The organism is Streptococcus sp. ALY_211 (genome assembly GCF_058314555.1).
Genome location: NZ_JBZFUN010000019.1, coordinates 1 through 6,024, shown reverse-complemented (window position 1 = coordinate 6,024; position 6,024 = coordinate 1). Strand labels below are relative to the sequence as shown.

The 6,024-nt window shown below is 38.4% G+C and carries 5 protein-coding genes and 1 tRNA gene; 1 reads left to right on the top strand and 5 read right to left on the bottom strand.

All coding sequences use genetic code 11. From position 1 onward, the window contains the following. Positions 1–128 precede the first annotated feature (128 nt). Positions 129–2,501 (bottom strand): penicillin-binding protein PBP1B, encoded by a 2,373-nt coding sequence (pbp1b, locus tag AC4HAJ_RS08610; protein WP_491079744.1) that lies wholly within the window; start codon positions 2,499–2,501, stop codon positions 129–131. A 103-nt stretch (positions 2,502–2,604) separates the two neighbouring features. Here pbp1b and tyrS point away from each other — a divergent pair, with 103 nt between their 5' ends. After that, a complete protein-coding gene (gene tyrS, locus AC4HAJ_RS08605; RefSeq protein ID WP_491079743.1) occupies positions 2,605–3,861 on the top strand; it encodes a tyrosine--tRNA ligase in 1,257 nt (418 codons plus the stop codon). 35 nt (positions 3,862–3,896) lie between these two features. Here the strand turns inward: tyrS and AC4HAJ_RS08600 are convergent, their stop codons facing one another. From AC4HAJ_RS08600 to AC4HAJ_RS08585, 4 genes are all read right to left on the bottom strand, one after another. After that, on the bottom strand, positions 3,897–4,703 hold the full coding sequence (locus AC4HAJ_RS08600; RefSeq protein ID WP_491079745.1) for a metal ABC transporter permease: 807 nt from the start codon (positions 4,701–4,703) through the stop codon (positions 3,897–3,899). Beyond that, a complete protein-coding gene (locus AC4HAJ_RS08595) occupies positions 4,696–5,400 on the bottom strand; it encodes a metal ABC transporter ATP-binding protein (RefSeq protein ID WP_491079742.1) in 705 nt (234 codons plus the stop codon). Before AC4HAJ_RS08595 ends, AC4HAJ_RS08600 begins: the two co-directional genes overlap by 8 nt. Further along, positions 5,400–5,840, bottom strand: coding sequence for a zinc-dependent MarR family transcriptional regulator (locus tag AC4HAJ_RS08590; RefSeq protein ID WP_491079741.1), 441 nt, complete (start codon positions 5,838–5,840; stop codon positions 5,400–5,402). The genes AC4HAJ_RS08595 and AC4HAJ_RS08590 overlap by 1 nt, the downstream gene beginning before the upstream one ends. A gap of 109 nt (positions 5,841–5,949) precedes the next feature. After that, positions 5,950–6,023: transfer RNA gene (locus AC4HAJ_RS08585), tRNA-Asn, on the bottom strand. Position 6,024 lies beyond the last annotated feature (1 nt).

Here is a 6,024-nt window from a genome sequence, read left to right as displayed (position 1 = left end):
TTCATAAAATCGGAAAATCTTATGAAGAATTCAAACATGAGAGGAATACCTCTCAACCACTATTATAACCAATTTTCACTTATCTGACCGATTTTTTCAAGACATTATCAATTTCGATTGACAGTACATTAGCGCTTGGTAACTGATTTCCAAGCAGCAGCGTCGTCCTTACTGCTACCGCCAATCATAAAGCTATAAGTTGTGCTGCCAGCACCATTTTTAGCCCAATAGCTAGCGGTTGTACTTCCTCCAAGTGTATAACGCCCTCCATTAACGGAGACCGTTCCTGGCCTCAATCCAGTAGACTTCAAAACATTAGATTTAATGACATTGGAATCTAAACGGAAACGTTTACCACTGCCAAACACAGTTGGATCAGCCCTATAAATAGCATTAACAAGATTGGCCATATAGTCACCATTATTTTGGTAACCAGTCATAGAAGCTAAAGAAGAGTTATCATCATAGCCAGCCCATCCACCTAAAGTTACAGCAGGGGTAGAAACAATCAACCAAACATCACTATAATCATTGGTTGTCCCTGTTTTTCCAATCCAATCAGCACCATTAGCAAGCGCCGAATTCTCGCGGCGTAATTCTGTTAAAAATCTAGTCGTCTTACCAGAGTCAAGCGGCCCTCTCAACAGCCGAGTCAAGATACTTGCGGTAGCCTTACTATAGACTTGCTCCGGTGCAGATTTATGCTCATAGATGACCTTACCTTTTTGATCCTTAATCCTATCAATTAGATAGCCTTTTTGATAAGCACCACCATTAGCAATAGCCTGATAAGCATTAGTCTGTTGCAATACCGTTGTTTCGATACCACCTCCCAGAGGGAGACTTTCTATACTATAGTCATCGATACTGTAGCCCATCTTCGTCATGTATGACTCCACATCTACGCCTTGATTGAGAAGCATCTGATAAGTCCAATAAGCAGGGATATTCCAAGAAACATCCAGCGCTTCTTGAAGAGTGACTGCTTGAGTCCCTTCATCTTCACCATGCATAATTTTCGAGCCATTTGAAAAGCGAGCAGGATAATTAGACAGGACAGAACCTGAACCCATCAAACCTTGATCAATAGCTACTCCATATGCCAAGACCGGCTTGATACTAGATCCAGGAGAACGACGAGTATCAAAGGCATGATTATTTTGATTGGATTTATAATTTCGACCACCTATGAAACCAAGTATCGCCCCTGTTTGATTATCCATCAAGACATTCCCAACTTCAACGGTCCCGGAATTTCCAGCATCTAACAACTTACCTTGATTTTTAGCCGCTGCTTGCATGGCTTTATAAATAGAATGATCAATCGTTGATGTCACCTTGTAGCCCCCTGTTTGAAGAGCTTCCAAGGCTAGCTGATGATAATTGGCGACCGTTTCATCATTTTTTAAATCAACTTCTGAGACACCATCCCTCTTAATCAAATAATCATAGATATGGTCTTGCGCCTCATTCATAACAGCATAGTAAAGGAAATCATGTTCAGATACATGAGCAGCCTTAGACTGAATAAAATCAGACTTGATATCATATTCTTTATAGCTGTTATATTCTTTTTTACTTAAATAGCCATTCCGATACATATTGTATAAAACGTTCTTCTGGCGTTCCAAACCATATTCTAGTTCATCTCCAGTTTTCAAAGTCCCATTGCCATCGTATGGTGAATAAACAATAGGACTCTGTGGTAAACCAGCAATAAATGCCGCCTGAGGAATCGTCAACTCCTTAGCTGGCACACCAAAAATGCCTTGGGCAGCCTCTTCAACACCGGCAATATTTTCTCCTCTGTTGTTGCGACCAAATGGAGAAACATTGAGGTAAGACGTTAAAATATCGTCCTTAGTCATGTATCGCTCCAAAGCCAACGAATAAATGATTTCTCTGGCCTTTCTTTTGAAAGTAGGATCATCTCCAATGACTTGTTGCTTAATCAACTGTTGTGTCAGAGTCGATCCCCCACTCGTAGAGCCTACAGGTAATACAGAAGACAACAAAGCCCTAAACACAGCCTTGGGAACCACACCCTTGTGAGATTCAAAGTTTTCATCTTCTGTAGCAATAACAGCTTCTTTAAGAGATTTTGATATCTCATCAGACTTAACTGGAGTCCTATCCAAATCACTATCCACCTTGGAAATCTCATCACCATTAGAATAGGTCAGTCTAGAAACTAAAGTTAAAGAGGTTACTTTATCTACCAGAGTATTTTCTGACGGAACTTTAACACTATCAACCTGACTAGCTAGATAGCCTAGCCCCATACCTGAAATAAGCATGAAACCTAAGAGAACAACCACATAGATAAAATTAAGGATCGTTTTGAAGCTAGCTAAAAAGACAGACGCAACGTCCTTACCTGTTAGTTCAACAGCATCCCCATCCTTTTTGGATCGATTTCTATTCAAATCAGCTACTTTCTTCCCTATATTTTGTACAAAAGAGCGAAACTGAGTCATATATTTTTTAAGCAAATCTAGCATAATTAAACCTCAAGCCTATTATAACAGAAACCCGCTCAACTTGCATGAGCATTAGGTTTACGATATAATGAACCACAGTATTACTAAACAATGGAGAGACATTATGACAATTTTTGACGAACTAAAAGAACGCGGTCTCGTCTTTCAAACAACTGATGAAGAAGCATTAAAAAAAGCTTTCGAAAATGGATCTATCTCCTACTACACCGGATATGATCCAACAGCTGATAGCCTGCACCTTGGACATTTAGTAGCTATCTTGACATCACGACGCCTTCAGCTAGCTGGTCACAAGCCTTATGCCCTGGTTGGAGGTGCAACCGGTCTCATTGGAGATCCTTCCTTCAAAGATGCTGAACGTAGTCTCCAAACCAAAGAAACTGTAGACGGATGGGTAACCAAAATTCAAAAACAGTTATCCCGTTTCCTTGATTTTGAAAAAGGCGATAACAAGGCCGTTATGGTTAATAATTATGACTGGTTTGGATCTATTAGCTTCATCGATTTCCTACGAGATGTTGGGAAATATTTTACAGTCAATACGATGATGAGTAAGGAATCCGTAAAAAAACGCATTGAAACTGGTATCTCCTATACAGAATTTGCTTACCAAATCATGCAAGGATATGATTTCTATGAACTGAATCAAAAGTACAATGTCACACTTCAGATCGGTGGTTCTGATCAATGGGGAAATATGACAGCAGGTACTGAATTGATACGCCGTAAAGCTGATAAAACTGCCCATGTCATCACAGTTCCACTCATTACAGACTCAACCGGTAAAAAATTTGGAAAATCAGAAGGTAATGCTGTCTGGCTTGATGCCGATAAGACATCGCCTTATGAAATGTACCAATTTTGGCTCAACGTCATGGACGAAGATGCTATCCGCTTTTTGAAAATTTTCACCTTCTTATCTCTCGATGAAATTTCAGCTATCGAAAAAGAATTTAATGAGGCGCGTCACCAACGTCTAGCTCAAAAAATACTGGCTCGTGAAGTAGTCACCCTTGTTCACGGAGAAAAAGCTTATAACCAAGCCCTCAAAATAACAGAACAACTCTTTGCCGGTAACATCAAAAACCTATCTGCCAAAGAGCTTAAACAAGGGCTCAGCAACGTCCCAAACTATGCTGTTAAACCGGATGAGCCGCTCAACATCGTCGACCTTCTAGTAGCATCAAACATCGTCACATCCAAACGTCAAGCCCGTGAAGATGTACAAAACGGTGCTATCTATATCAATGGCGAAAGAATTCAAAATCTGGATTATATCTTATCAGAAACAGATAAAATTGATCATGAACTTACAGTTATCCGACGTGGAAAAAAGAAATACTTTGTATTGACTTATTAAAAATAAAAAGGTATTGAGAAGCACTCAATACCTTTTTATTCTTTTACAAACCTATCCAATAAACTAACAAATATAAATACAATGATAAAAATTACTGTGATCGTCGCACTAGCTGGAGTTTCCCAATAATAAGATAAAACAACACCAAGGAACATTCCAACAAAGCCAACAACAATCGAACTAAGCATAACACCCTTAAAACTATTAGCAATTCGCATAGAAATCGATGCCGGCAAAATCAAAATTGTCGATACCAGAAGGGCTCCTGCAGCAGGAATCATCAAAGAAATAGCAACGCCAGTAATAATATTAAAAATCAACGACATAAGCCTTACTGGTAAGCCATCCACAAAAGCAGTATCCTCATCAAATGTTAAGACATAAAGCGGTCTGATAAAAATCCCCATCAATACCAATACTAAACCAGCTACAACAAATAATCCAATAACCTGATCTGAACTGATAGTAACAATAGATCCAAACAAATATTGATCCAAACTAATCGAAGAACTATTTGTTTTACTCATAATGATCAACGAAATCGCCAGTCCCAAAGACATTAATATAGCAGTAGAAATTTCATTATAATGCCTATAAACTACACGCAAATATTCTAAGACAACAGACGCTATCACAACAACTAATAAAGTTGTCACCGTCGTATTGATGCCTAGCAAAACTCCTAAAGCTACACCAGCTAAAGACACATGGCTCAAGGTATCACTCAACAAACTTTGACGCCTTAAAATAAGAAATAGTCCTAAAATAGGTGAAAACAGACTCATCGCCACAATAGCCAATAAAGCTCTCTGCATAAAGTCATAAGAAAAAACACTAAGCATCATTCCCCTCCCCACTAGGCTCGTGAATATTAAAACATCTCCAAGGCAATGATTGATTCCTAACAAGATGAATATTACGATCAGCATAGTCTTTAACTTCTTCTGAATCGTGAGTAATCATCAAAACAGCTTTTTTATGCACATGGGCACTATGATGCATTAAATCGTAGAAAGTAGAAATAGAGCCACCATCCATACCAGTAGTGGGTTCATCCAGTACAAACACATCAGGATCCGAAGCAAAAATACGTGCAATGACAGCCCTTTGCTTTTGACCACCACTCAAATTACCAATCTTTCTATCACGCAGATCCCAGAGGCCAACAGCCTCTAAACTAGCCTTCACATGCTCATCATCATGTTTAGTCAACCTCCTAAACCAACTATGATACTGAAACCTTCCCGATCTCACAAATTCATAAACAGTTGATGGAAAACCAGCATTAAAACTTGAAATATGCTGAGGTAGATATGCAATTCTCAACTTCTTACCATGAATATTTTTGCTCGCAATCTTAATAACACCTGCCTTAGGTTTCAAAATTCCCAAAATAGCCTTAATTAAAGTAGATTTAGCTGCACCATTTTCACCCGTCAAAGTGATAAATTCTCCACTACTTAAAGAAAAGGTAATACGATCAAGAACGGTTTCACCATCATATTGAAAAGACAAATTATCAACATCTATATATTTCATCAGAACTTTACTTCCCTCTCCAACATATCCACAAACCTTTCAATAACTTCCTGCTCACTCTTATCAAATTCATGCAATATTTTTGAATACACTTCCAAAGTGCGAGAATGATGCTCATAATGTTCCTGAGCCACAGAATCAGCCTTTTTAGTCAATGAATAGCGTATAATCCTACCATCAATTTTACTTTTCTTGGCAATCAAGAAGTCATTTGCCAAAAGAGATTTAACTGCTTTAGTGACAGCAGCCTGAGATATATTCAGCTGAGAAGCCAGCTCAGAATTAGTCAGTTCTCCATTCAAAAGCAGCATTAAAATATGCTCCTGAGTATTAGTCAGCTCAAAACCAGAATGACAATCACCAAATAAAAGTTCATTATCATGTTCTGAAAAGCTAATAAAAGAATTCACCATCTTATCAATTTTATTTTCTAAATCCAAAACATCCCCCTATACTTAACCAGTTAATAAAATAGTAATAAAATAAAGATAATTAGTCAAACACAAAGCAATAAAAAAGAGGGATACCCCCTCCTAATCAACTTATCTACTCCGCCAGTAGGACTCGAACCTACGACATCATGATTAACAGTCATGCGCTACTACCAACTGAGCTATGGCGGAT